The organism is Mariniluteicoccus endophyticus (assembly GCF_054780035.1).
The window spans coordinates 183,396-203,513 of sequence record NZ_BAAGXC010000001.1 but is presented as its reverse complement, the minus strand read 5'-3'; the positions used below and the strand labels follow the sequence as shown (position 1 = coordinate 203,513).

General features: G+C 70.7%; 23 protein-coding genes. 15 read left to right on the top strand and 8 right to left on the bottom strand.

Annotated features, from left to right (window positions below):
- The 6 genes from sufB to ACYVGD_RS00900 are packed head-to-tail and all read left to right on the top strand — an operon-like array spanning window position 1 to window position 5,673.
- Window positions 1-1,431 (top strand): Fe-S cluster assembly protein SufB, encoded by a 1,431-nt coding sequence (sufB, locus tag ACYVGD_RS00925; RefSeq protein ID WP_460741082.1) that lies wholly within the window; start codon window positions 1-3, stop codon window positions 1,429-1,431.
- Between the two features lie 51 nt (window positions 1,432-1,482).
- Entirely contained in the window at window positions 1,483-2,694 is a 1,212-nt protein-coding gene (gene sufD, locus ACYVGD_RS00920) for a Fe-S cluster assembly protein SufD (RefSeq protein ID WP_460741081.1), read from the top strand.
- Window positions 2,695-2,696: 2 nt separating this feature from the next.
- The gene (sufC, locus tag ACYVGD_RS00915) at window positions 2,697-3,464 is read left to right on the top strand and encodes a Fe-S cluster assembly ATPase SufC (RefSeq protein WP_460741080.1); all 768 of its coding nucleotides are present in this window, start codon (window positions 2,697-2,699) and stop codon (window positions 3,462-3,464) included.
- A complete protein-coding gene (locus ACYVGD_RS00910) occupies window positions 3,457-4,770 on the top strand; it encodes an aminotransferase class V-fold PLP-dependent enzyme (protein WP_460741079.1) in 1,314 nt (437 codons plus the stop codon). Before sufC ends, ACYVGD_RS00910 begins: the two co-directional genes overlap by 8 nt.
- A gap of 2 nt (window positions 4,771-4,772) precedes the next feature.
- Window positions 4,773-5,234 carry a Fe-S cluster assembly sulfur transfer protein SufU gene (gene sufU, locus ACYVGD_RS00905; RefSeq protein WP_460741078.1) on the top strand — a complete coding sequence of 154 codons (462 nt, stop codon included), beginning with the start codon at window positions 4,773-4,775 and terminating at the stop codon, window positions 5,232-5,234.
- Window position 5,235: 1 nt separating this feature from the next.
- Window positions 5,236-5,673 (top strand): metal-sulfur cluster assembly factor, encoded by a 438-nt coding sequence (locus ACYVGD_RS00900; RefSeq protein ID WP_460741077.1) that lies wholly within the window; start codon window positions 5,236-5,238, stop codon window positions 5,671-5,673.
- Window positions 5,674-5,857: 184 nt separating this feature from the next.
- On the opposite strand, the gene ACYVGD_RS00895 is transcribed toward ACYVGD_RS00900, so the two are convergent.
- On the bottom strand, window positions 5,858-6,727 hold the full coding sequence (locus ACYVGD_RS00895; RefSeq protein WP_460741076.1) for a LysR family transcriptional regulator ArgP: 870 nt from the start codon (window positions 6,725-6,727) through the stop codon (window positions 5,858-5,860).
- A gap of 70 nt (window positions 6,728-6,797) precedes the next feature.
- On the opposite strand from ACYVGD_RS00895, the gene ACYVGD_RS00890 reads away from it, so the two are divergent.
- On the top strand, window positions 6,798-7,412 hold the full coding sequence (locus ACYVGD_RS00890; protein WP_460741075.1) for a LysE/ArgO family amino acid transporter: 615 nt from the start codon (window positions 6,798-6,800) through the stop codon (window positions 7,410-7,412).
- A 270-nt stretch (window positions 7,413-7,682) separates the two neighbouring features.
- Window positions 7,683-8,270 carry a flavin reductase family protein gene (locus ACYVGD_RS00885; protein ID WP_460741074.1) on the top strand — a complete coding sequence of 196 codons (588 nt, stop codon included), beginning with the start codon at window positions 7,683-7,685 and terminating at the stop codon, window positions 8,268-8,270.
- Window positions 8,271-8,288: 18 nt separating this feature from the next.
- Here the strand turns inward: ACYVGD_RS00885 and ACYVGD_RS00880 are convergent, their stop codons facing one another.
- Genes ACYVGD_RS00880 through ACYVGD_RS00870 form a run of 3 tightly spaced genes read right to left on the bottom strand, consistent with a single transcriptional unit; the run spans window position 8,289 to window position 9,562 of the window.
- Entirely contained in the window at window positions 8,289-8,423 is a 135-nt protein-coding gene (locus ACYVGD_RS00880) for a hypothetical protein (protein WP_460741073.1), read from the bottom strand.
- Window positions 8,424-8,426: 3 nt separating this feature from the next.
- Entirely contained in the window at window positions 8,427-8,987 is a 561-nt protein-coding gene (locus ACYVGD_RS00875; RefSeq protein WP_460741072.1) for a mycothiol transferase, read from the bottom strand.
- A gap of 53 nt (window positions 8,988-9,040) precedes the next feature.
- Window positions 9,041-9,562: a DinB family protein gene (locus ACYVGD_RS00870; protein WP_460741071.1), complete on the bottom strand. Its 522-nt coding sequence runs from the start codon at window positions 9,560-9,562 to the stop codon at window positions 9,041-9,043.
- A 62-nt stretch (window positions 9,563-9,624) separates the two neighbouring features.
- Between ACYVGD_RS00870 and ACYVGD_RS00865 the strand changes: the two genes are divergently transcribed.
- A complete protein-coding gene (locus ACYVGD_RS00865) occupies window positions 9,625-10,614 on the top strand; it encodes a helix-turn-helix transcriptional regulator (protein WP_460741070.1) in 990 nt (329 codons plus the stop codon).
- A gap of 219 nt (window positions 10,615-10,833) precedes the next feature.
- A complete protein-coding gene (locus tag ACYVGD_RS00860) occupies window positions 10,834-11,238 on the top strand; it encodes a hypothetical protein (protein ID WP_460741069.1) in 405 nt (134 codons plus the stop codon).
- A gap of 5 nt (window positions 11,239-11,243) precedes the next feature.
- Here ACYVGD_RS00860 and ACYVGD_RS00855 read toward each other — a convergent pair whose 3' ends face one another.
- Entirely contained in the window at window positions 11,244-11,600 is a 357-nt protein-coding gene (locus ACYVGD_RS00855; protein WP_460741068.1) for a DUF488 domain-containing protein, read from the bottom strand.
- A gap of 107 nt (window positions 11,601-11,707) precedes the next feature.
- Between ACYVGD_RS00855 and ACYVGD_RS00850 the strand changes: the two genes are divergently transcribed.
- The 4 genes from ACYVGD_RS00850 (at window position 11,708) to ACYVGD_RS00835 (ending at window position 17,013) form a co-directional block, all read left to right on the top strand.
- A complete protein-coding gene (locus ACYVGD_RS00850) occupies window positions 11,708-13,189 on the top strand; it encodes an HNH endonuclease (RefSeq protein ID WP_460741067.1) in 1,482 nt (493 codons plus the stop codon).
- A gap of 171 nt (window positions 13,190-13,360) precedes the next feature.
- The gene (gene abc-f, locus ACYVGD_RS00845) at window positions 13,361-14,959 is read left to right on the top strand and encodes a ribosomal protection-like ABC-F family protein (RefSeq protein WP_460741066.1); all 1,599 of its coding nucleotides are present in this window, start codon (window positions 13,361-13,363) and stop codon (window positions 14,957-14,959) included.
- A 74-nt stretch (window positions 14,960-15,033) separates the two neighbouring features.
- Window positions 15,034-16,293 (top strand): GNAT family N-acetyltransferase, encoded by a 1,260-nt coding sequence (locus ACYVGD_RS00840; RefSeq protein WP_460741065.1) that lies wholly within the window; start codon window positions 15,034-15,036, stop codon window positions 16,291-16,293.
- 36 nt (window positions 16,294-16,329) lie between these two features.
- Window positions 16,330-17,013, top strand: coding sequence for a helix-turn-helix domain-containing protein (locus ACYVGD_RS00835; RefSeq protein WP_460741064.1), 684 nt, complete (start codon window positions 16,330-16,332; stop codon window positions 17,011-17,013).
- On the opposite strand, the gene ACYVGD_RS00830 is transcribed toward ACYVGD_RS00835, so the two are convergent.
- Genes ACYVGD_RS00830 through ACYVGD_RS00820 form a run of 3 tightly spaced genes read right to left on the bottom strand, consistent with a single transcriptional unit; the run spans window position 17,014 to window position 18,945 of the window.
- Complete coding sequence (locus ACYVGD_RS00830) at window positions 17,014-17,802, bottom strand: putative RNA methyltransferase (RefSeq protein ID WP_460741063.1); 789 nt, start codon at window positions 17,800-17,802, stop codon at window positions 17,014-17,016.
- A complete protein-coding gene (locus ACYVGD_RS00825; protein ID WP_460741062.1) occupies window positions 17,792-18,649 on the bottom strand; it encodes an SURF1 family cytochrome oxidase biogenesis protein in 858 nt (285 codons plus the stop codon). Before ACYVGD_RS00825 ends, ACYVGD_RS00830 begins: the two co-directional genes overlap by 11 nt.
- A gap of 29 nt (window positions 18,650-18,678) precedes the next feature.
- Window positions 18,679-18,945, bottom strand: a complete 267-nt coding sequence (locus ACYVGD_RS00820; RefSeq protein ID WP_460741061.1) for a DUF6457 domain-containing protein — start codon at window positions 18,943-18,945, stop codon at window positions 18,679-18,681.
- 118 nt (window positions 18,946-19,063) lie between these two features.
- Here ACYVGD_RS00820 and moaA point away from each other — a divergent pair, with 118 nt between their 5' ends.
- Window positions 19,064-20,101: a GTP 3',8-cyclase MoaA gene (moaA, locus tag ACYVGD_RS00815; RefSeq protein ID WP_460741060.1), complete on the top strand. Its 1,038-nt coding sequence runs from the start codon at window positions 19,064-19,066 to the stop codon at window positions 20,099-20,101.
- Window positions 20,102-20,118: the final 17 nt, after the last annotated feature.

The following is a 20,118-nucleotide window of genomic DNA, read 5'->3' as shown; positions in this document are numbered from 1 at the left end:
ATGACCCAGATCGATCGCCCGGAGGTCACCCAGGACGAACACCTGGAGGCCCTCAGCAAGTACGAGTGGGGCTGGCACGACCCCGACACGGCCGGTGCCGCGGCCAAGCGCGGTCTCAACGAGGCCGTCGTGCAGAACATCTCCGACCTCAAGTCCGAGCCGCAGTGGATGCTCGACCTGCGCATGAAGGGCCTCAAGCTCTTCGGCCGCAAGCCGATGCCGACCTGGGGCGCCGACCTCGACGAGATCGACTTCGACAACATCAAATACTTCGTGCGCTCCACCGAGCGCCAGGCGCAGTCCTGGGAGGACCTGCCCGAGGACATCAAGAACACCTACGACAAGCTCGGCATCCCCGAGGCCGAGAAGGCCCGTCTGGTCGCCGGTGTCGCGGCCCAGTACGAGTCCGAGGTCGTCTACCACCAGATCAACGAGGAGCTCGAGCGCCAGGGTGTCATCTTCCTCGACACCGACACCGCGCTGAAGGAGCACCCGGAGCTGTTCCAGGAATACTTCGCGACGGTCATCCCCGCCGGTGACAACAAGTTCGCCGCGCTGAACACCGCCGTCTGGTCGGGCGGCTCGTTCATCTACGTGCCCAAGGGTGTCCACGTCGAGATCCCGCTGCAGGCCTACTTCCGCATCAACACCGAGAACATGGGCCAGTTCGAGCGCACGCTGATCATCGTCGACGAGGGTGCGTACGTGCACTACGTCGAGGGCTGCACGGCCCCGATCTACAAGTCCGACTCGCTCCACTCGGCCGTCGTCGAGATCGTGGTGAAGAAGGGCGCGCGCTGCCGCTACACGACCATCCAGAACTGGTCGAACAACGTCTACAACCTGGTCACCAAGCGCGCCGTCTGCGAGGAGGGCGCGACGATGGAGTGGGTCGACGGCAACATCGGCTCGAAGGTGACGATGAAGTACCCCGCCGTCTACCTGATGGGCGAGCACGCCCGGGGGGAGACGCTGTCCATCGCCTTCGCCGGCGAGGGCCAGCACCAGGACGCCGGCTCCAAGATGGTCCACGCCGCGCCCCACACCTCGAGCTCGATCATCTCGAAGTCGGTGGCCCGCGGCGGCGGCCGCTCGTCCTACCGCGGCCTGGTCCAGGTCCAGGAGGGCGCCCACCACTCCGCGTCCTCGGTGAAGTGCGACGCGCTGCTGGTCGACCAGATCTCCCGCTCCGACACCTACCCCTACGTCGACGTCCGCGAGGACGACGTGTCGATGGCCCACGAGGCCACCGTCTCGAAGGTCTCGGACGACCAGCTGTTCTACCTGATGTCGCGCGGCATGGAGGAGGACGAGGCGATGGCGATGATCGTGCGCGGTTTCGTCGAGCCGATCGCCAAGGAGCTCCCGATGGAGTACGCGCTCGAGCTCAACCGCCTCATCGAGCTGCAGATGGAGGGCGCGGTCGGCTGACGCCGGCGTAGGCCCCCGCACCTCTCCACAGATCGAAGGAAAGAACCACACGTGACCACAGACACCCAGACGCAGCCTGCCGTCGCGGGCGCCGTCGAGACGGCCATCGCGTCGCACCTGCACCCGACGCCGTCCTACGACCTCGCCGACCACCCGGTGCCCGCCGGGCGTGAGGAGGTGTGGCGCTTCACCCCGCTGAGGCGCCTGCGCGGCCTCCTCGAGGCCGACGGTACCGGCGCGACCCTGAAGGTCGAGGCCCAGCTGCCACAGGGCGTGACCCTGACCAACATCCCGGCCGACGAGGCCCGCTCCTTCTGCGGGCACGCCCCCGGTGACCGCATCGCCGCCATGGCGGCCAGCCACGCCGGCACTGTGCAGCGTCTCGACGTGCCCGCGAACACCGAACTCACCGACCCCGTGGTCATCGACCTGCGCGGCGCCTCGGTCGACGACGTCGTCCACGCCCACACCGTCATCACCGTGGGCACCCATGCCCGGGCCACGATCGCCGTCCGCCACTCCGGCTCGGCGACGTACGCGGCCCTGACCCAGGTCGTCGTCGGCGACGGCGCGGAGATCACGTTCGTCTCGATCGCCGACTGGGCCGACGACGCCGTCCACACCGGCCAGACCTCCTTCACCGTCGGCCGCGACGCCAACGTGAAGAGCGTCTCGGTCTCGCTGGGCGGCGACCTCGTCCGCATCGCCGAGACGGCCGAGTACGCCGGCCCCGGCGGCTCGATCGAGCAGTACGGCCTCTATTTCGTCGACGCGGGCCAGCACATCGAGCACCGCCTGTTCGTCGACCACAACGCCCCGCGTACGCGCTCCAACGTCGACTACCGCGGCGCGCTGCAGGGCAAGGGCGCCCACTCCGTGTGGATCGGTGACGTGCTGATCCGCAAGGTCGCCGAGGGCATCGAGACCTACGAGGCCAACAAGAACCTCGTGCTGACCGACGGCTGCCAGGCCGACTCGGTGCCGAACCTCGAGATCGAGACCGGCGAGATCGAGGGCGCCGGCCACTCCTCGACGACCGGCCGCTTCGACGACGAGCAGCTTTTCTACCTGCGCAGCCGCGGCATCGACGAGACCGAGGCCCGCCGCCTCGTCGTCCACGGCTTCTTCGCCGACATCATCCGCCGCATCGGCGTCCCGGCCGTCGAGGAGCGACTCCTCGCCGCCGTCGAGGCCGAGCTCCAGACCACCGTGGGCGCGCCGACGCTCGCGCCCACCACCGAGAACAACCAGGAAGCCCGATAGCCATGACCAAGCTCGAGATCATCGACCTCCACGTCTCCGTCGACACCGAACAGGGCGCCAAGGAGATCCTCAAGGGCGTCAACCTCACCATCAACTCCGGTGAAGTCCACGCGATCATGGGCCCGAACGGCTCCGGCAAGTCCACGCTGGCGTACGCGATCGCCGGCCACCCGAAATACACGGTGACGTCGGGCCAGGTGCTCATGGACGGCGAGGACATCCTCGAGATGTCCGTTGACGAGCGGGCCCGCGCCGGCCTGTTCCTCGCGATGCAGTACCCGGTCGAGGTGCCGGGCGTGTCGGTGTCGAACTTCCTGCGCACCGCCAAGACCGCCATCGACGGCGAGGCCCCGAAGGTCCGCGAGTTCGTCAAGCAGGTCAACGACTCGCTGGGCCGCATGAACCTCGACAAGTCGTTCGGCCAGCGCTCGGTCAACGAGGGCTTCTCCGGCGGCGAGAAGAAGCGCCACGAGATCGCCCAGCTCGAGCTGCTGAACCCGAAGTTCGCCGTGCTCGACGAGACCGACTCGGGCCTCGACATCGACGCCCTGCGCATCGTGTCCGAGGGTGTGAACCGCTTCTCCGACCAGGGCGACCGCGGCGTGCTGCTGATCACCCACTACACGCGCATCCTGAACTACATCAAGCCGACCTACGTCCACGTGTTCGTCGACGGCCGCGTGGCCGAGCAGGGCGGCCCGGAGCTCGCGGCCCAGCTCGAGGCCGAGGGCTACGACAAGTACGTCAAGGCGGCGCAGGCGAATGCCTGACGCCCCGCAGGCCGACAACGTCGAGATCCCCGAGACCGTCCCGGTCGAGGGCGCGGACACCCCCGCGCCCCGAGGGCTCGACGTCGAGGCCGTACGCCGCGACTTCCCCATCCTGTCGCGCACCGAGGGGGACCGCCCCGTCGTCTACCTCGACTCGGCGAACACGTCGCAGAAGCCCCGCCAGGTCGTCGACGCCATCGCGGAGCACTACCTCGACCACAACGCGAACGTCGCGCGTGCCATGCACCTGCTGGGTGCGGAGGCGACGGAGGCGTTCGAGGGCGGGCGCGCCAAGGTGGCGTCCTTCATCGGCGCCTCGCGCTCCGAGGAGATCGTCTTCACCAAGAACGCGTCCGAGGCGCTGAACCTGTGTGCGCAGACGTTGGGTGCCTCGCTCGGCCCCGGTGACGAGGTCGTCGTCTCGGTGATGGAGCACCACTCCAACATCGTGCCGTGGCAGATGATGTGCCAGCGCACCGGCGCGACCCTGCGGTGGTTCGACATCACCCCCGAGGGGCGCCTCGACCTCGAGGCCGCCGAGCGCGACGGGCTGATCAACGAGCGCACCAAGGTCGTCTCGGTCACGTGGGTGTCGAACGTGCTCGGCACGGTCAACCCCGTGCGTACGATCGCCGACCGCGCCCACGCTGTCGGTGCCACCATGGTCGTCGACGCGTCGCAGGCCGTGCCGCAACTGCCCACCGATGTGGCGGCGCTCGGGGCCGACCTGGTCGCGTTCACCGGCCACAAGATGGTCGGTCCGACCGGCATCGGCGTCCTGTGGGGCCGCTACGACCTGCTCGCCGAGCTGCCGCCGTTCCTCGGCGGCGGCGAGATGATCGAGATCGTCAAGATGGAGGGGTCGACCTACGCCCCGCCGCCCCACCGCTTCGAGGCCGGTACGCCGCCCATCGCCCAGGCCGCCGGCCTGGGGGCCGCGGTCGACTACCTCACGGGGCTCGGCATGGAGGCGGTCGCCGCCCACGAGCAGGAGATCACCGCGTACGCGCTGGAGGGCCTGAAGTCGCTGGAGGGCCTGCGCGTCCTCGGGCCGATCGAGATGGTCGACCGTGGGGGAGCGATCTCGTTCACCATCGATGACATCCATCCCCACGACGTGTCGCAGCTGCTCGACTCGAAGCTCGTCGCCGTCCGTGGCGGCCACCACTGCGCGCGTCCGCTCCACGAGCGTCTGGGCATCCAGTCGTCGACGCGTGCCTCGTTCTACCTGTACACCACGCCGGCCGAGATCGACGCGCTCGTCGACGCGTTGGCGTACACGATCCGATTCTTCCGAGGGAGGTGACCATGAACGTCGAAGAGATGTACCAGGAGATCATCCTCGATCACTACCGCGAGAAGCACCACAGCGGTCTGCGTGACCCGTTCGACGCCGAGGTCCACCACGTCAACCCCAGCTGTGGCGACGAGCTCACGCTCCGCGTCCGCCTCGACGGCGACAAGGTCGCCGACGTCTCCTACGACGGGGTGGGCTGCTCGATCTCGCAGGCCTCGACGTCGGTAATGACCGACCTCGTGATCGGCCGCAGCGTCGACCACGGGCTGGGGCTCCACGACGAGTTCCTCGAGATGATGCAGTCCAAGGGCCGCATCGAGCCCGACGAGGAGCGCTTCGAGGACGCCATCGCGTTCGTGGGCGTCTCCAAGTTCCCCGCACGCGTGAAGTGCGCCCTGCTCGGCTGGTCGGCGTTCAAGGACGCCGCCCTCCGCTCGCAGTCACCCGACCAGACCGACGGTAAGGAATCCTGAGATGACCGACGCCACCCAGCCCGAGACCGCGACGGCCCCGCAGGCCGACGGCGCCGACGAGACCCGTCCCAGCGACCTGGTGAAGGACACCCTTCCCGACCAGGAGCCGCCGACGGCCGCCACGGGTGCCAAGCCCGACATGGAGCAGCTCACCGAGGCGCTCAAGGACGTCGTCGACCCCGAGCTCGGGATCAACGTCGTCGACCTGGGCCTCGTCTACGGTCTCCACGTCGACGACGACAACGCCGTCACCGTGGACATGACGCTGACCTCGGCCGCGTGCCCGCTGACCGACGTCATCGAGGCACAGGTCGACTCCGCGCTCGACGGGCTCGCCTCTCGCTCGGCGATCAACTGGGTCTGGATGCCGCCGTGGACGCCCGAGAAGATCACCGACGACGGCCGCGACCAGTTGCGGTTGCTCGGCTTCAACGTCTGATCCCGTAGCTCGCTCCACGGAACAGCGTGTCAAGCAGCTGATCGACTCGCGCCGCGCAGGCGCCGCTCGAGGGCACCGAGTTCCCATGCAGCACCTGTGGGGTGACCCCGTGCTGCGGTGGGGGGATCGGGTCCTCCTGCCCGGCGGTGCCGCCAGTGGTGGCGGCGGAGGCGGCGGCTGGTGCTCAGCGCAGCCCCTGACGGGCGGCGTCGGCGAACGCGGCGCTGACGGCGTCGAGCAGGGGGCTGTCGAGCTTCCACCGCTGCCAGAACAGCGGCACGTCGACCTGCTCACCCGCGGCCAGCGGAACGAGGTCGCCGGTCGCCTGCAGCGCGGGGATCATGCCCCAGCCCAGCCCCAGTCGTACGGCCTGACCGTATGTCGTCGACTCGGGCACGTAGTGCACTGGCGGGTCGATCCGGCCGGGCGTGTGCCGACGCGCCCAGAGCAGCTGCAGGTCGTCCGAGCGGTCGAAGTTCACCATGGGGGCCGCGGCCAGCGCGTCGGCGGTCACGCCGTCGGGAAAGTGTCGGGTCATGAACGCCCACGACGCCATCGGGTGGTAGGCCATCGTGCCGAGCGGCGTCGACGTGCAGCCGGGGACCGGGTCGGCGACCGACGTGACCGCGGCCATCGCCGTGCCGTCGCGCAGCGGGCCGGTCGAGCTGTCCTGGTCCTCGCGCCGCACGTCGAAGGTTACCGGCAGCCGTTCGGCCACGCGCTGCAGCGGTTCGAGGGCCCACGTCGCCAGCGAGTCGGCGTTGATGACCACCGAGACGACCGTGCGGCCCGCGTGGTGGCCGAGCTCGCTGAGCGCGTCGGCCCGCAGCAGCGCCTCCTGGCGGGCGAGCCGGAGCAGCACGCGGCCCGAGGCCGTCGGCTCCACGGGCTTCGTGCGGCGCACGACCGTGTGGCCGACCGCCTCCTCCAGTGCGCGGATGCGCTGCGACACGGCGCTCGTCGAGACGCCCATCACGTACGCGGCCCCCTCGAACGACTCCTCGTCGACGACGGCCACGAGCGTGGCGAGGTGGGTGGAATCGGGCATCGTCATGAAGAGATGCTAAACCCGATGAAGTAAGTTGAGTTCGCGCGGATCGCGACGGGCGTCTAGGTTCAGCCGCATGACCACCGAATCAGTGCTCGCCGCCCTCGCCGGGTTCGGCTTCGGACTGTCGCTCATCGTGGCGATCGGTGCCCAGAACGCCTTCGTCCTGAGGCAGGGCCTGCGACGCGAGCACGTGTTGCCGATCGTGGCCATCTGCGCGCTGTCCGACCTCGTCCTCATCGTCGCCGGTGTCGCCGGCATGGGGGCGCTCATCTCCCAGATCCCGTGGCTCATCTGGGTCATCCGCTTCGGCGGCGCCGCCTTTCTTCTGGTGTACGCGGTCCTCGCTTTCCGCCGGGCGCTGCAGAGCGAGCGGCTCGAGACAGACACCGGTGGTGCGGGCATGACACTGCGGCGGGCCGTGCTCACCGTGCTCGCCTTCACGTGGCTCAACCCGCACGTCTACCTCGACACCGTGGTCCTCCTCGGCTCGGTCGCAAACTCCCACCCGGGTCACCGGTGGGCCTTCGCCGTCGGCGCGGGCATCGGCAGCATCCTGTGGTTCACGGGCCTGGGCTACGGCGCCCGCGCCCTGAGCCGCGTCTTCGCCCGCCCCCGTGCCTGGCGCATCCTGGACCTGGTCATCGGGCTGATCATGCTCGTGCTCGGCGTACGCCTGCTGATCGGCTGACGCGTACATGTGCCACATCATGAACAACCGAGCAGTGCCGGTGAAGCCCTGGCCTGTGCGGGCCGCATGAGCGGCAAAAAGTGACAGGAGAGCGTGTGACCGATGCAGCAGAAGTTCCGCCGCACCTGACCACGGGCCACAACCCGAACTCCCAAGCGCGTTCTCACCGCCAGCCTGGTCGCCGCAGCCCTCACGATGATCACCGGGCTGGCGCTGACGCACGAGACCCGCGAGTCGTGGTGGGCCTTACCGCGCCGCTAGCCTTGCGGCATGAACATGCGCGAGATCGACGTCGCCGAGCTGGGTGAAGGCGTACCGTACCGGCTGCTGACCGGCCTGGTCATCCCGCGCCCGATCGCCTGGGTGAGCACGGTGGACGAGCAGGGGCGCACCAACCTCGCGCCCCACTCGTTCTTCACGGTGGCCTCGGCCGATCCGCCGGTCGTCCAGTTCACCTCGGTGGGCCGCAAGGACACCCTCATCAACGTCGAGGCGACCGGCGAGTTCGTGGTGAATCTGGCCTCGCGCGCCCAGCTGGAGCAGATGAACGCCTCGGCGGCGTCCCTCCCGCACGGTGAGTCGGAGCTCGCCCACGCCGGGCTGGCCGCAGAGCCCGCCGTCCGAGTGCGGCCGCCGCGCGTCGCCGGCGCACCCGCCGCGCTCGAGTGCGTGCGGGAACGCGTCATACCGGTGGGTGACTCCCACCTGGTGCTCGGCACGCTCGTGCACGCGGCCGTGGCAGAAACGGCTATGGACGGGGACCGGCCGGTCGAGTCGGCGCTCGACCCGCTCGCGCGGTTGTCCGGCTCCCGTTACGTCACCTTCGGTGAGGTGGTGTCGCTGCGGCGACCGGACTGAGGCCTCGCCGTCCGGCGTTCAGCCCGTGCGGCGCATGACCAGGTGGGGGAGCCCGCGGGCCACCGCGTCCGTCTCGTCGACGTCGGCGAAGTCGTCGAACCGTTCGGTGGTGAGGGGTCTGGTCGTCAGCGACTTGGCACGATCCTCCTCCACGGTTCAGCTCGGCGACCAGGGCTGCACGTACGCGTTGCCCTCGCGCCCCTCGGCCGCGAAGCGCAGCGCCATGGCGTCGGCGCCGTCGAGCTGCTCGCGGATGATGTCGGCGTGACCCGCGTGACGGGCGAACTCGTCGATGTGGTGGGCCAGCAGCAGGCGCGTGGACTGCCGGCTCTCGGTGAGGATGCCCTCCCACGGCTGGGGCGCGGCGATCATCTCGGCGGCGGGATCGAGGGCCCGCATCGACTCGATGTAGGTGTCACGGACGGTGTCGAAGCGTTCGAGGAGCACGTCGATCGTCTCGTCGGGCGTCGGGCGGAAGCTGCCCATGAACTCGGCGGCGCCCTCGGTCGAGCCGGGCTCGCTCTCGCGGCCGCCGGTCTGGGCCGACATGACCCACGTGCAGTGCTTGACGATGCCGGAGATCGACAGCTCCGACCGGCAGGGGGTGGAGCGGGCCTGTTCGTCGGCCAGGCCGTGGGCCGAGTTGCGGATGCCGTCGAGCATCTCGGCGATGTGGCCGACGAGGACCTCGGACTCGGTGAGGACTGCGGGATGCATGGGATCTCCTTCGGTTGTTTCCCGGGGTGTCGGGAAGGTCGGTTCTGGTGTCGTCAGCGGTGGGCGTACAGGTCGCGCAGCAGCGAGACCTCGGCGCCGTGGTGGATGACCTCGCGGTGGATGTGGAGCACGAGGTCGAGCATGGACAGGTCGCTCCAGGGGCCCGGCTCGCCGTTCGGCTCGGCGAGCGCCGCCGCATCGAGGCCGGCGACGCCGGTGACCCACGCCGCGTACTGCTCGTCGAGCTGGCGCAGCGCCTCGTCGGCCGTCGCGGCCCACGACCACGTCGTGTAGTCGGCGGCGGGACGGCCGAAGTGGTTCGCGTTGCGCATCGCGAGCACGCCCACGACGACGTGGCCGAGACGCCACGCGATCGTCGTGACGGGCGCGGGATCGGGCTCGGGAACGGCGAAGTCGATGGTGGTCGGCTCGCCGGGGCGGATGTTCCACGCCCCGGGCACCGGTTCCCACAGGTACTCCTCGTCGGTCAGGCCGTCGAGGCGCGGACGCAGCTGGTTCTCCCAGTGCCACTGCAGCTGGAAGAGGGCGGCACGGGTGATGTCGAGTTCGCTCATGTCCCTCACTCTGAAGGGCATATAGGACAGATCCTGTCCGCAGGATCTGACATCCTCTTCCCATGACCGGACCGACGCAGCGCGCCCTCACGCTGCTCAGCCTGCTGGAGGCCCGCGCGGTGTGGCCCGGCCCCGAGCTCGCCGAGCGGCTCGGGGTCACGACCCGCACCGTGCGCCGCGACGTCGACCGGCTCCGCGAGCTGGGCTACCCGGTCGAGGGCGACCACGGCGCCGACGGCGGCTACCGGTTGGGGCGGGGTACGCGGCTGCCACCGCTCGTGCTCGACGACGACGAGGCCGTCGCGGTCGCGGTGGGACTGCGACAGGCCGCCGCGGGAGGGCTGGGCGGCATCGAGGAGGACGCCCTCCGGGCACTCGCCAAGCTCGAGCAGGTGCTGCCCTCCAGGCTCGTGCCGGTCGTGCGCGCCATCGACGACGCCACCGCCGCGCTCGACGTCCGCTCCGGCCCCCAGATCGATCCCGAGGTGCTCACCGGCCTGGCGCGCGCCGCGCACGGGCGGGTACGGGTGCGCTTCGCGTACCGCAGCGGTGACGGGCGCGCCGGCGCACGCCATGTGGAGCCCCACCGGCTGCTGACCACGGGCCGGGTCTGGTACCTGTTCGCGTTCGACCGCGACCGCGACGACTGGCGCACCTTCCGGCTCGACCGCGTCTCCGACCTCCACGTCACGACGTTCCGGTTCTCCCCGCGGCCCGCGCCGGACGCCGCGGCACATCTCCAGCAGCGGCTGCGTACGACCCCGCAGTGGCCCGTCACCGCCGTCGTCCGCATCGCCGCCCCGCTCGACCAGGTCGAGCGGCGCATCCCCCGCTTCCACGCCACGTGCGTCGCTGAGGGGGACGCGTCGACCCGCGTGACGGCGGGTGCAGACGACCTGCCGTCCCTCGCGCGACACCTCGCGCTGGCCGCCCTCGACCTCGGCGCCGGGCTGGAACCGCTCTCGCCGCCCGAGCTCGGCGACGCGCTCGCCGACGTGGCACGTCGGGTCGAGGCCTTCGGGTCGGCGGGAGTCGTCGGTGGTGCTCCCTAGTCCGGGGAACAGGTCGACGAAGGAGCGGGACATGCGGTTGAGGACGGCACAGAAGGACAGGGCGGCCGGGGTCGTGGTCGCCACGGCGGCGGGGGACGCGCTCGGTGCGGGCTACGAGTTCGGGCCGTCGGGGCTGCCCCCGCCTCCGAGCGTGACCCCGACTACGAGGGCTACGACAGGCGGCCCGTCCAGGTCGCCGACCCGACCGACGAGGGGGTCGTGCTCGGCAACATCGCTGCCCTGCGCCGTCGCCCCGGCGTCGACGCCGTGGTGTCACCGGCGCGTGTGGCCGCGGTCGATGCACCTCAGGTGCCCGCCGGCGACTGGGACCAGGTCTTCCTCGTCGACGACGCCGACCCTGCCAACAACCCCAACCTCCACTTCGTGCTCCACGACGCGGCTGAGGCCGTGGCCCAGCTGCGCTCAGAGGGCAAGCGGGTCTTCCTGCACTGCGTCGAGGCGCGCAGCCCGACGCCATCGGTGGCCGCGCTCCACGCGGTGCGCCAGGGGGGCCTCGCCGTCGACGACGCGGTGCGTGCGGTGGCCGACGTCCTGCCCACTGCCGGCCCCAAGCCGTTCCTCACCGAGGCGATCAGGCGCTGCGCAGGTGCGCCGGCTGGCTGAGCCGGTCAGCCGGCCTCGGTGAGCGCCTCGATCAGCACCTGCAGGTGGCAGTGCTCGGGGTCCTTGACCGCGGTGAGCAGGGTGGCCACCTTGTGGCCCTCCAGCTGTCGGGCCAGTGCCCTGGCCGCACCGGAGTCGTCGAGCTCCGCGAGATAGCGGTTGCGGAACTCGTCGGCCACGTCGTCGTCGGCGGTATGGAACCACTTCCTGAGCTCGTTGCTCGGCGTGGCGTCTTTGGCCCACAGGTCGAGGGCGGCGCGCTCCTTCGACACGCCTCGCGGCCACAGTCGGTCGGCGAGCACGCGGAACCCGTCGTCGGGGCGCGCCTCGTCCTGGACCCTGCGTGCGCGATAGCTCGTCATGCGCCCATTCTCGCGCCTCGCGGATAGGTGTCTGTGGGCCGCTGTGACAGAAATGTCGGACCCCTTCGATTGAATGGTTCACGCGTTCGAATAGAAGGGAGTCGCTCATGTCCGTCGCCGTACCGCCCGCCCCCGCGGAGATCGACCAGATCGACCAGATCGATCAGATCGACCAGCCCGACCAGACCGACTCCGGTGCCATGCGCCTGTCCGAGGACGACGCCACGGCGCTCGCCGCGGTCATCACAGGACAGGCGGCCGCTCAGGCCCAGCTCGACCATGCGCTCCTGCTGAAGGTGGCCGAGTTCGACGAGGGGGAGGGGTCCCGCTGGTTCGCCGACATCCGCGACACCGCCCACTGGCTCTCGTGGGCCTGCTCGATGGCCCCGTTGACCGCCCGGGAGCACGTACGCGTGGCCCGCGCGCTCCGTCTGATGCCACAGACATCACGGCTGATGGCCGAGGGCCGGCTGTCCTACTCGAAGGTGCGCGAGATGAGCCGCGTGGCCGGCGTCGTCGACGAGTCCCGGCTGTGCGAGCTGGCGCTCGCGATGACCGCAGCCCAGCTCGCACGAACGGTCCGTGCGTTCCGCGCCGACCGCGGCACCCGCCTGGCCCAGGAGGCCGCGCGTCGCTTCACCTGGCGCGAGGACGCCGACGGCATGGTCCGCATGAGCGTCGCCCTGCCCGCCGACGAGGCTGCCATCCTCCGCGGCGCCATCGATGGCGCCGTGGACGACCAGATCGCCGGTGGGGAGGCGCCCGACCGGGCGCTCGCCGTCGTCGACGTGGCCCGTCGGGCGGTGGCGGAGCCCTCCCGGTCGGACGCGGAGCGCGCGATCGGCGCCGAAGGCACGGGCCGGCGAGATCCGGGTGAGGCCACAAGCCCCGGGGCAGCACACGGCCCCTGCCCGTCCCCGGTCCGCACGGAGTCTTTGGTCGTGGTCCACGTGGATGCAGCGGTCCTCGAGTCGGCCGACGCGAGCATCGATGTTCCCGCGGGAACCGCGTACGCGGAGGCGGGCGGTCGGATCGAAGGGGCGACGGCGTCCAGGCTCCTGTGCGACGGATCGGTCGTGGGTGCCCGCGTCGACTCCACGGGTGCGGTGCTCTCGTTCGGCCGTCGCCGCCGACTCGTGTCGGCGGGTCAGCGCATGGCGTTGACCGTGCGCGCGAAGGGCATGTGCCAATACCCCGGCTGCACGGTCACCCACCGGCTCGACGCCCACCACGTGGTGCCGTGGAGCCTGGGCGGTCCGACAGACCTCGACAACCTCGTGCTGCTGTGCCGTTTCCACCACACCTGTGTCCACGAGGGTGGTGTGACGGTCGAGGACGACGCCGCGGCGCCGGGCGGCCGACGCTTCCGGCGATCCGACGGCACGCCGGTGCTCGCGCCGGGTGACCCCGGCTGGTGGGCCGTCGACCACGAGCGCCAGCTGTTCGGGCTCCTCGGCGCGCTCGACCGTGCGTCACAGGACGACGACCGGATCTCCCCGGTCGGTGGCGGTGCCGGGTTCTCCCTGGCGGAGTGCGTCGACGCGCTGCACGCAGCTCGGACGCCGAGGTCTGGAGAACCACTGGGCTGAGCCGCCCGCCGCTCGCGTCTCGTCGGCGCCTGTCGCCCCAGCCCCCGCGGGCGGCCGTACCGCCTTCCGTCGTCCTGTCGGCGGTCGTCCCGGCATTCCGGGTGTTCCCGCGGGAACCAGCCGGTCGGCCACCGGTTTGGTCCCGGGGTCCGCGTACGGAATCATGGCCGGGTGCTGAGTGTCCGAGACCTAGAAGTGCGCGCGGGAGCGCGCCTGTTGCTGTCCCCGGTCTCGTTCCAGGTGTCGCCGGGCGAGAAGGTCGGCCTGGTGGGCCGCAACGGCGCTGGCAAGACCACCATGACCCGGATCCTCGCCGGCGAGGGCCAGCCCGCCGGCGGTGACATCACGCGTACGGGCAAGATCGGCTACCTGCCGCAGGACCCGAAGACCGGCGACCTCGAACAGCTCGCGAAGGACCGCATCCTGTCGGCGCGCGGGCTCGACCAGATCGTGCAGCGGATGCGGCGCTACGAGGACGAGATGACCGCCGACGAGCCGGCGGCACGCGAGAAGGCGATGGAGCGCTACTCCCGCGCGCAGGCCGAGTTCGAGGCGGCCGGCGGCTATGCGGCCGAGTCGGAGGCCGCCCGCATCTCGTCGAACCTGAACCTGCCCGACCGCATTCTCACCCAGCCGCTGCGTACGCTCTCGGGCGGCCAGCGCCGCCGAGTCGAGCTGGCGCGCATCTTGTTCTCCGACGCCGACTCCCTGCTGCTCGATGAGCCGACCAACCACCTCGACGCCGACTCGATCCACTGGCTGCGCGGGTTCCTCCAGACCTATCCGGGCGCCGTGGTGATGATCTCCCACGACACCGGGCTGCTGGAGGCCGTCGTCAACAAGGTCTTCCACCTCGACGCCAACCGTGCCGAGCTTGACGTCTACTCGATGGGCTGGAAGCGCTACCTCCAGCAGCGCGAGACCGACGAGAAGCGCCGCAGGCGCGAGCGCCTCAACGCCGAGCGCAAGGCCGACCAACTCCTCACCCAGGCAGCCAAGATGGGCGCCAAGGCGACCAAGGCCGTCGCCGCCCAGCAGATGGCCAAGCGCGCCGAGAAGTTGCTCGCCGGCATCGAGGGGGAGCGCGTCCAGGACAAGGTGGCCGCGATCCGCTTCCCTGAACCCAAGCCGTGCGGCAAGACGCCGCTGATGGCGAAGGACCTGTCGAAGTCGTACGGCTCGCTCGAGGTGTTCATGGCCGTCGACCTCGCCATCGACAAGGGCTCGAAGGTCATCATCATCGGCCTCAACGGCGCGGGCAAGACCACGCTGCTGCGCATCCTTGCCGGCGTCGAGACCCCGGACACCGGCGAGGTCATCCACGGCCACGGACTGCGGATCGGCTACTTCGCCCAGGAGCACGACACCATCGACACCGACCGCACGGTGCTGCAGAACATGGTCTCGGCCTCGCCCGACATGAACGACACCGAGGTGCGCAAGATCCTCGGTTCGTTCCTGTTCTCCGGCGACGACGTCGACAAGCCTGCCCGCGTCCTGTCGGGCGGCGAGAAGACCCGCCTGTCGCTGGCGATGCTGGTGGTCTCCGGCGCCAACGTGCTCCTGCTCGACGAGCCCACCAACAACCTCGACCCCGCGTCCCGCGCGGAGGTACTCGAGGCGATCCGGACGTACGCCGGCGCCGTCGTCCTCGTCACGCACGACGACGGCGCGGCCGAGGCACTCGACCCCGACCGCGTGCTGATCCTGCCCGACGGCGTGGAGGACCTGTGGGGTCCCGAGTACGCCGAGCTCATCTCGCTCGCCTGACCCGTCGGGCGGTGATTGCCCGCTTCCGCCGGCGGGCGGGGCCAAGGTCGAGGGGCGGGGGCTAAGGTCGAGGGGTGACCCTCGAGCATCAGACGATCACCGTCCAGTCCGCCGACCCCGCACAGAACCCTGAGGCCCTCGCCTGGCTGCGTGCGGTGCGCCAAGGATTCCTCGCCGACGCCCCGACGCAGCGCTTGACGCAGCTGGCCCTCGAGCAGGCACACGCCGACGGCTGGCGCATGCGGGCAGTGCGTGACAGCGAGGCCCCGGCGTATGCACTCGACGAGCCCGTGGCCACCTTTGTGACGTTCGACAAGACGCTGAACGTGGGGCCGCTGGTGCCGGTCACCTGCATCAGCGATGTCACGGTGCGCGCCACGCACCGTCGCCGTGGGCTGCTGCGCGCGATGATGACCGACGAGCTGCACCAGGCCAAGGACCGCGGCCACGTGCTCGCTGCGCTGACCGTCACCGAGGGCAGCATCTACGGGCGCTTCGGCTTCGGGCCCACCACCCATGTCCACCAGGTCGAGGTCGACACCTCCCATGGTTTCGGCATGCGTCACGAGCCGGGCGGGCGCGCGTACGCAGTGGACCAGCCGACCGCGACCCGCCTCGGCACCGAGCTGTTCGCCCGCCTGCACGCCCGGCGGTTCGGCTCGATCGACCGCCTGGCGCGCTACGCCGAGCTGTGCTCCGGCGAGATCGACCCGCGGACCTCCGAGCCCGACACCCGGCGCCGCAACGCGGTGCACGTGGGGACCGACGGGCAGGTCGACGGGTGGGTCGCGTACGGGCCCGACGGCGAGAACCGCGAGACCCTGGTGATCCACGAGTTCCTCGCGCTGGACGCCGACGCCTATCTCGCGCTGTGGCAGCTCGTCGCCTCGATCGACCTGGCACGGCGCGTTCGCTGGGGTGCTGCCCCTGTCGACGATGTCTTGCCATGGGTGCTCACCGACCCGCGCGGCTACCGCGTCACCGGTCGCAAGGACCTGCTGTGGACGCGCGTGCTCGATGCGCAGCGTCTCCTGGCCGAGCGCGGGTACGCCGAGGTCACCGGGCGGCTCGTGCTGGCCGTGACCGACCCGCTGGGGCACGCCGAGGGCATCTGGGAGCTTGCCGTCGAACGCGGGGCCGCCACGGTGCGGCTGTCGGACGAACACCCCGACATCCGCTGCACCGCCGAGGAGCTCGGGCCGCTGGTGCTGGGTGGGGTCACGGCGCGCCAGCTCGTCGCCGCAGGCCGCATCGAGGCCTCGGCCGACGCACAGACCACGGCCGACACGCTGTTCGAGTCGCTCGGGGTGCCTTGGACCTCCACGTTCTTCTGACGGGTTAACCTGACGCATCGACGAAGGGAACCTTCCATGGCCGCACGACTTCCCCGGGGTGCTCGCGTCACCGGCGCCGCCCGTGAGGCGCTCAGCTCGGAGCTGACCGCCCGCTACGAGGCGGGGGGATCGATCCGGTCCATGGCCGGCGAGCTGGGGCGTTCGTACGGCTTCGTCCAGGCGCTGCTGAAGGAGACGGGCGTGATGCTGCGTACCCGCGGCGGGGACACCCGGGGCGCCCAGGCGGTCGCGGCCCGTCAGGCCACCGAGGCCGCGGTCGAGAAGGTACGCGCCGAGCTCGCCGCCCGCAGCGGTGAGACCGGCACGGGCGCGACGGCCGACGAGGTCGCCGTGGTCGTAGGGCCCGATGCCCAGTTCCCGCGCAATGAGAGGCCGGAGGTGGAAGAGCCCGTCCCGCCCGTGGTCCATCCGCCCGTCATGGCCGTCGACGAGACGGTCGAGCAGGCGCGGAGGACCGGGGCGAAGGGTGCCGGGAAGGCTGCGAAGTCCGAGATGCCGGGGAAGTCTGGCAAGAGGGACGCGAAGAGATCCGATCAGAGGGACGACCAGGACGCGAAGAGCAACAAGGACCCTGAGAACAAGAGGGAGAAGTCGGACAAGAAGAAGTCGGACAAGGACGCGAAGAAGTCCCACAAGAAGGACCAGAAGAAGTCCGCCAAGAAGGACCAGAAGAAGAAGTCCGGCAAGAAGAAAAGCTGATCAGGCGTACACACTGACGTCCACCGCGAGCCGCGTCCGCGTCGGGTGCCAGGTCGCCTCGCCGTCGCGGTGGAACGCGTTCGGGCCCATCATCACTAGGTCGCGCACGTCTTCGGCCGACAGATCGAGGTCGGCGACGACGGCATCGCGGGACCGCAGCTCCAGATGCCCCTCGGCGGAAAGGTCGAGCCGCTCCAACTTGTCGGCCTCGACGTCCAGCAGCCCCAGCTCGGCGCGCAGCGACGCGAGGTGCTCGGCGCGCGGCGTCACCACGACGACCCTGCCGCCCGGGGCGAGCAGCCGCCGGAACTCCGCCATGTTGCGCGGCGCGAAGACCGCCAGCACCGCATCGGCCACGCCGCTGCGGATCGGCAGCCCGGCCCACGTGTCGGCGACCACCGCACCGATGCGGGGCAGGCGTGCGGCGCGGCGGCACGCGTACGCGGAGACGTCGCCCGCGACACCGCGACCACCGGTGGCCGTGATCACGGGCTCCAGGTGGAGCCCCGGACCCGCGCCCGCCTCGACGACGACCTCGGCGGGACCGACAGCGGCGACGAGCGCGTCGTCGACGGGCCGGTAGTGGCCGCGGGAGAGGAAGCCCACCCGCGCCGCGACCATGGCGGCGGTGTCGGCGTGCCGAGGCGCGGCATGGCCGAGCAGGTTCACGTGCCCCTGACGGGCGAGGTCGTACCGGTGCCCGGCCGGGCAGCCGAGCGTGCGGGCGTCGAGAGCGAGATCGCCCGAGCAGGCCGGGCAGATCAGCAGGTCGGCGACGTCAGCGATCACGATCGGTTTCCACGGGGACATCCGCGTCGTCCGCTCCAGCAGTACCGGCCCCGGCGGCTTCGGAGGGCTCGACGGCCTTGGCGGGCTCGACGGCTTCGGCGGCGTCGCGGGCCGCGCGGAGCACGCGCTCCTTGCGCCGCTCGCGGATGTCGGCGCGGATGAAGAAGATCACGCCGACGATGCCGACGATCGTGAACAGGAACCACTGCATCGCGTACGAGAAGTGGGGGCCCTCGTCGAGCTTGGGCAGCGCGAGCGGTTCGAACCCACCTTCCTGCGGGACCGACGACTCGGTGAGCGACACGTAGCCGTCCACCACGGGATAGGGGAGCGTCCTGCCGATCGCGGGCGCGTTGACCAAACGCACCTGGAAGTTGTTGGGGTCGATCGCCCCGCGCTTGCCGTGCTCGCTGCGGCGCACGTGGCCGGTGACCGTCACCTGGCCGGAGGGCGCGGCCGGCAGCACGTCGGGTATGCGGGAACCGCTCGGCACCACCACGAATCCTCGGTCGACCAGAACCGCGCGACCGTCGGCGGTACGCAGCGGGGTGACGACCTCGTAACCCTGCACGCCGTTGTTGTAGCGATAGCGGACCTGGTACTGGTTCTGGGCGTCGTAAGCGCCGGTGACCGTCACGCGTCGCCACTGCTGGTCGTCGCTGATCGGGCCGCCGAAGACCTCGGCGAATGAGGCCGGCGGGAGCGCCTGGTTCGCGACGACCGTGGCGTTGCGGTGACGTCGCTCGTCGAGCCGGCGCAGCTGCCACTCACCGAGGTTGATCATGACGACGCCGAGGACGGCCATGAAGACCACTAGGGCGACCCATCGCTTCCACAGACCTCGCACCTGTCCACCCTACGCGGTGGGCGAGGGGATCAGGGCGCGTCGACCTCGTCGTCGTTGGCGAGCGCGATCTCCGTGGCGCGTGCAGCAGCGGCGCCCAGGGACTGGCCCCGGCCCACGGCGACCCCGACGAGGAACGTGGTGAGCGGGGCGGCGGGGCGTACGACGTTCTGGGCGGCGTCGCGGGCGAGGTCGAGCAGGATGTGCATCTGGTCCTCGTCGAGCTGGTAGCCGCCGGTGTCGATCGTCCCCGAGAGCTCCTCCAGCCACTCGGGCAGGGTCTTGTTCTCCGTGGCCATCTGTTCCTCCGTGGGTCGGCTGCCCCCCGATCCTCGCACGGGCGCCCAACCGGTGGTCGGCCGCCCCGCCGGTCCCCGGGGACCGGGCTCCCTCGTCACTGCCTAGACTGGGCGTCCCATGACTGATCCCGATCCGCGCCGAGCGCGCCCGGTGCCCCGGCCCCTCGTGGACAAGCACGGCCGGACCGCGACCGACCTCCGCGTCTCGCTGACCGACCGCTGCAACCTCCGCTGCACCTACTGCATGCCCGCCGAGGGGCTGACTTGGCTGCCCCACGACGACGTGCTCACCCACGACGAGCTCCTGCGGCTGCTCCGCATCGCCGTCGAGAGCCTCGGGATCACGACCGTGCGCCTGACCGGCGGGGAGCCGCTGCTGCGCCCCGACCTGCCCCGGCTCGTCGGTGATATCGCCGCGCTCGAGCCGCGTCCCAAGATCGCGATGACCACCAACGGCATCGGGCTGGCCCGTCGCGCCGACGAACTCGCACGTGCCGGCCTCGACCGCATCAACATCTCGCTCGACACGCTCGACCCCGCGACGTTCAAGCAGATGACCCGTCGCGACCGCCTGTCCGACGTGCTCGGGGGCGTCCGGGCCGCCCGTGCGGCCGGTCTCGACCCGGTGAAGATCAACTCCGTCCTCATGCGCGGCACGAACGACCACGAGGCCGCCGGCCTGCTCGCGTGGGCGATCGACGAAGGCGTCCACCTCAGGTTCATCGAGCAGATGCCGCTCGACGCCCAGCACGGTTGGACGCGCGACGGCATGGTCACCGCCGATGAGATCTTTGCCCGGTTGCGCGAGCGGTTCACGCTCGACGAGGCGCCGGGCGACCGCGACGCGCGGGGGAGCGCGCCGGCGGAACTGTTCCGGGTCGACGGCGGCGACGCCCGGGTGGGCGTGATCGCCTCGGTCACCCGCCCGTTCTGCGGCAGCTGCGACCGCGTACGCCTGACCGCCGACGGGCAGCTGCGCAACTGCCTGTTCTCGCGCACCGAGAACGATCTTCGTACGCCCCTGCGTGCCGGTGCGTCCGATGCGGAGATCGCCGATCAGTGGGTGCGGGCGGTGGCCGTGAAGCTGCCGGGGCACGGGATCGACGACCCAGGCTTTTTGCAGCCCGACCGGCCGATGTCGGCGATCGGCGGCTGATCGCCGACATCGGCGTC

What these genes read in the sequence shown, in the direction of transcription:
- ACYVGD_RS00875 (WP_460741072.1), bottom strand. Translation starts at nt 8,987, where the DNA reads ATGCATCCCGCAGTCCTCACCGAGTCCGAGGTCCTCGTCGGCCACATC.
- ACYVGD_RS00855 (WP_460741068.1), bottom strand. Translation starts at nt 11,600, where the DNA reads ATGACGAGCTATCGCGCACGCAGGGTCCAGGACGAGGCGCGCCCCGAC.
- ACYVGD_RS00865 (WP_460741070.1), top strand. Translation starts at nt 9,625, where the DNA reads ATGACCGGACCGACGCAGCGCGCCCTCACGCTGCTCAGCCTGCTGGAG.
- moaA (WP_460741060.1), top strand. Translation starts at nt 19,064, where the DNA reads ATGACTGATCCCGATCCGCGCCGAGCGCGCCCGGTGCCCCGGCCCCTC.
- sufC (WP_460741080.1), top strand. Translation starts at nt 2,697, where the DNA reads ATGACCAAGCTCGAGATCATCGACCTCCACGTCTCCGTCGACACCGAA.
- ACYVGD_RS00850 (WP_460741067.1), top strand. Translation starts at nt 11,708, where the DNA reads ATGTCCGTCGCCGTACCGCCCGCCCCCGCGGAGATCGACCAGATCGAC.
- ACYVGD_RS00895 (WP_460741076.1), bottom strand. Translation starts at nt 6,727, where the DNA reads ATGACGATGCCCGATTCCACCCACCTCGCCACGCTCGTGGCCGTCGTC.
- ACYVGD_RS00885 (WP_460741074.1), top strand. Translation starts at nt 7,683, where the DNA reads ATGAACATGCGCGAGATCGACGTCGCCGAGCTGGGTGAAGGCGTACCG.
- ACYVGD_RS00820 (WP_460741061.1), bottom strand. Translation starts at nt 18,945, where the DNA reads ATGGCCACGGAGAACAAGACCCTGCCCGAGTGGCTGGAGGAGCTCTCG.
- ACYVGD_RS00900 (WP_460741077.1), top strand. Translation starts at nt 5,236, where the DNA reads ATGACCGACGCCACCCAGCCCGAGACCGCGACGGCCCCGCAGGCCGAC.
- ACYVGD_RS00870 (WP_460741071.1), bottom strand. Translation starts at nt 9,562, where the DNA reads ATGAGCGAACTCGACATCACCCGTGCCGCCCTCTTCCAGCTGCAGTGG.
- ACYVGD_RS00835 (WP_460741064.1), top strand. Translation starts at nt 16,330, where the DNA reads ATGGCCGCACGACTTCCCCGGGGTGCTCGCGTCACCGGCGCCGCCCGT.
- sufB (WP_460741082.1), top strand. Translation starts at nt 1, where the DNA reads ATGACCCAGATCGATCGCCCGGAGGTCACCCAGGACGAACACCTGGAG.
- ACYVGD_RS00890 (WP_460741075.1), top strand. Translation starts at nt 6,798, where the DNA reads ATGACCACCGAATCAGTGCTCGCCGCCCTCGCCGGGTTCGGCTTCGGA.
- sufU (WP_460741078.1), top strand. Translation starts at nt 4,773, where the DNA reads ATGAACGTCGAAGAGATGTACCAGGAGATCATCCTCGATCACTACCGC.
- ACYVGD_RS00910 (WP_460741079.1), top strand. Translation starts at nt 3,457, where the DNA reads ATGCCTGACGCCCCGCAGGCCGACAACGTCGAGATCCCCGAGACCGTC.